Annotated in this window: 4 protein-coding genes; 1 reads left to right on the top strand and 3 read right to left on the bottom strand. The window is 37.2% G+C overall.

What is annotated here, in order from left to right; translation table 11 throughout:
• Window positions 1–730: arginyltransferase (locus HMPREF0023_RS09570; protein ID WP_155757173.1), on the top strand; the 730-nt coding region annotated here is incomplete at its 5' end.
• Here the strand turns inward: HMPREF0023_RS09570 and rimI are convergent.
• The 3 genes from rimI to HMPREF0023_RS09555 form a co-directional block, all read right to left on the bottom strand.
• A complete protein-coding gene (rimI, locus tag HMPREF0023_RS09565) occupies window positions 716–1,177 on the bottom strand; it encodes a ribosomal protein S18-alanine N-acetyltransferase (protein ID WP_190319062.1) in 462 nt (153 codons plus the stop codon). The genes HMPREF0023_RS09570 and rimI overlap by 15 nt on opposite strands.
• A 92-nt stretch (window positions 1,178–1,269) precedes the next feature.
• Complete coding sequence (locus tag HMPREF0023_RS09560) at window positions 1,270–2,154, bottom strand: metal-dependent hydrolase (protein ID WP_004638188.1); 885 nt, start codon at window positions 2,152–2,154, stop codon at window positions 1,270–1,272.
• 206 nt (window positions 2,155–2,360) lie between these two features.
• The gene (locus HMPREF0023_RS09555; protein ID WP_005091382.1) at window positions 2,361–3,242 is read right to left on the bottom strand and encodes a metal-dependent hydrolase; all 882 of its coding nucleotides are present in this window, start codon (window positions 3,240–3,242) and stop codon (window positions 2,361–2,363) included.
• Window positions 3,243–3,442 lie beyond the last annotated feature (200 nt).

Raw genomic sequence — 3,442 nt, 5'->3', positions numbered from 1 at the left:
CACAGCCCGTATGGTATTTTTAGACCCAATTCATCGAATTGACGTAGTGACATTATCGGAACTCTCACGTGTCGGTTTTCGCCGCAGTGGTGATTTTATTTATCGTCCCGAATGTCATTTATGCCGTCAATGTTTATCTTGTCGCGTACCAGTTCAAGAATTCAAAATGAATAGCAGCCAAAAAAAGGCATGGAAGCGCAACCAAGATTTACAAATGAGTATCTTACCGACCTCACAAGCGACCCAACAACATTACGATTTGTATGAGCGTTATATCAATGAACGCCATGCAGATGGCGATATGTATCCAGCAACACTAGATCAATTTGAGAAATTTCTAGTACATAGTTGTACGGAAAGCTTTTTTATCGAATTATGGAAAGACCAAAAATTAATTGGTGTTTCAACCTGTGATTTAATGGATGATGGTTTATCTGCAGTTTATACTTTCTTCGATCCAGATGAACAACGTCGCTCCTTGGGCGTATTTGCGATTCTTAAGCAAATCGAATACGTTAAAACGCTGAATCTTGATTATCTCTATTTAGGCTATTGGGTACCGCACTCATCCAAGATGAATTATAAATCGCAATATACGCCACTCGAATTATTACTCGATGGGCAGTGGCGCCGACTCAATCGTCCTCTTGCAAACAATGAAATCCAGCAACTCGGTAACTCTTTGATGAGTACACTACCCTCTGAGTGGAATAATTTAATTATTAAATAAAGCTGCAAAATCATCAGTGCATGTTTTGACCATAATCACGGCATGCTCTTTTGAACCATCGACATTTGGATAATAGTTTTTACGTAAATCAATTTGATGAAAACCTGACTTTTCATACAAACGAATTGCCGCTGCATTACTTTCACGCACTTCTAAAAAAATCTGAATCGGATCATTCTTTAAGTGCTGGATAGAATAATCGAGCAACTCGTATCCAAGACCTCTACCCTGCTGACTTGGATGGATCGCCATCAATAATAAGTTTGCTTCATCTAACACAGGTTGCAAAATACAGAACCCGACTATCTGATCCGCCTGTTCATATACCGTACATTGATAAGAAGCTAAAGATTCTTGGAATTGCTGCTTCGACCATGGATGAGTTTGCACTAAACGCTCAATGGTGAAGACGCTTTCTAGATCACTTTCCTGCATCAATCGAATCACGATTTATTACTCTATAAAATACTGATGCAGATTATCAGTAATTTAAACCAAAATTTGAATAAAAAAATGGGCAATCTAAATTGCCCATCATTTTAGTTCGGATTAAAACCTAATTCCGCACGCCATTTATTCAACAGTTCAGTCGTATCATCATCATTAGGATGGAAATTTGGTCGTAAGAATGCGAGTAATGTTGGTATTTGACGTGTCATAAAACCTTTATAACCATACATAAACTTCAACATGTATTTGGTATCACGCCATGTCAACTTACCATCGGTTTTGAGTAATGTCGCTGTAAAATAGGATTGAGTGATAAAGATAAGCCCCATCGCAATAACCAAAGCTAACGAGCGCATAAAATAAGCTTTAACACCTTGACCATACATTGCCTCGTACACATCAAAGGCAACAGCTTTATGTTCATTTTCCTCTACCGCATGCCACATCCAAAGGTGATACATTGTTTCATCTTGGAACATTGCCTGAATATCTGGATTGCTCAACAGTTCTTCCGCGATCGTAGACGTGAAATGTTCTAAAGCACATGTCCCCGTTAGACCAATCATTTCTTTAGTAAAACCGAACGGTTTCATTACAGTTGAAATAATCGTAGCTGCGGTATCTATCACTTTACCAGTCTGGGCTTCCAATTTTCGTACATCATAACCATAGGCTTGTGCTGATGCATTAAAAGCCAAATGTTCTTTAGAGTGCATCGCTTCTTGACCAATAAATGCACTGATTTCTTTTTGTAATTTTGGATCAGCAAGTTTAGGATCATTTCGAACAGCGCGAGTACTATTCACAAAGAATTGTTCACCTTCAGGGAACAGTGCAGAAAGTGCGGTCATAAAATGTGTCAATGCCGCATCACCATTTGCCCAATAACGTGGTACTTCACCAAATTCAAAATCCATTCGACGTACAGGGAAGCTTGCACCAGCTCGGTTTGAAATATTGACTTTAGCGTTCATACCGTTCTCCTAAAACATTTTTTGAATAATCATGATCTATTTATAGTTATACGCTGATTCACATGCATGAAATAAGTGCATATAAGGTCACAAAAGCATCATCTTAGGACATGTCATTTAAGACAATTTATTTTAAATTTAATTTTCATGTATAAAAAAGGGCAACAATATTGCGCCCTTTCTCTCAAAGTAATTTCAAAATTGAATTACAGACCTAACTTTGCTTTCCAATCTTTAAGTAATTGAACTGTATCTAAATCATTTGGATGAAAACGAGGTCTGAAATAAGCCAACATTTCACCCACCATACCTGTAATAATTCCTTTTGATGGGCTATAACCATATTTATAAATCATACCAAGCTCTTTCAGATTCAACTTCTTATCTTGTTGAAGCAAACGCAAAGTGAAGTATGATTGAAGAATAAAAATTAATGCCATCGCAAAAACCAGTGCCGTAGTACGTAAACTATAAGCTTTAAGACCTTTACCAAACACTGCCTCATAAACATCATAAGCAACTGCTTTATGTTCATTTTCTTCAACAGCATGCCAGAACCACATATAAGACATGGTTTCATCGGTCATTAAGTCCTGAATGTGCTGATTACGCAACAATTCAGAAGCAATCGTAGCTGTAAAATGTTCTAAAGCTGTGGTTGCAGTTAAATCAACCATTTCTCTAGTCATTCCAAAAGGCTTCACAACTTTAGAAAAGTTTTTAAGCGCAAATTGAATATAACGCCCAGTAATCTGTTCTAAAGATCGTACATCATGACCGTATTTTTGAGCAGAAGCATTGAAGTTTACATGCTCCTGCGTATGCATCGCCTCTTGACCAATAAACGCACTAATTTCTTTCTGTAATTCCGCATTATCTTTAATTGTTGGGTGATAACGTACAGCACGTACAGCGTCGATAAATAATTTTTCACCATCTGGGAATAATGCAGATAACGCCGTCATAAAATGTGTAAGTCCTGCTGAACCATTCATCCAATATTCAGGGACTTGATCGAAGTCAAAATTCATACGACGTACTGGAAAACTTGCACCTGCACGATTAGAAATATTCACTTTAGCATTCATGCTGCCAACTCCTTTTAAGTGGAGCACTCCACTTAGTTCTATTGTTCATTTTCTTGAGTTTTATATTACGTTTTTATAAGAATCAATTAAGTGCAGTTTGGGACAGCAAAGTATCAGTTTGGGACACTATTCAATAAAATTGTCAAACAATTGATATAAAAAAACACCCCAAAGGGGTGTTTTTTTATTACTCTAGGGCA

It is taken from the genome of Acinetobacter sp. ATCC 27244, assembly GCF_000156555.1.
Lineage (GTDB): Bacteria > Pseudomonadota > Gammaproteobacteria > Pseudomonadales > Moraxellaceae > Acinetobacter > Acinetobacter haemolyticus.
Note: the sequence above shows the minus strand (reverse complement) of the source record. Positions and strands in the feature narration are given on the sequence as shown.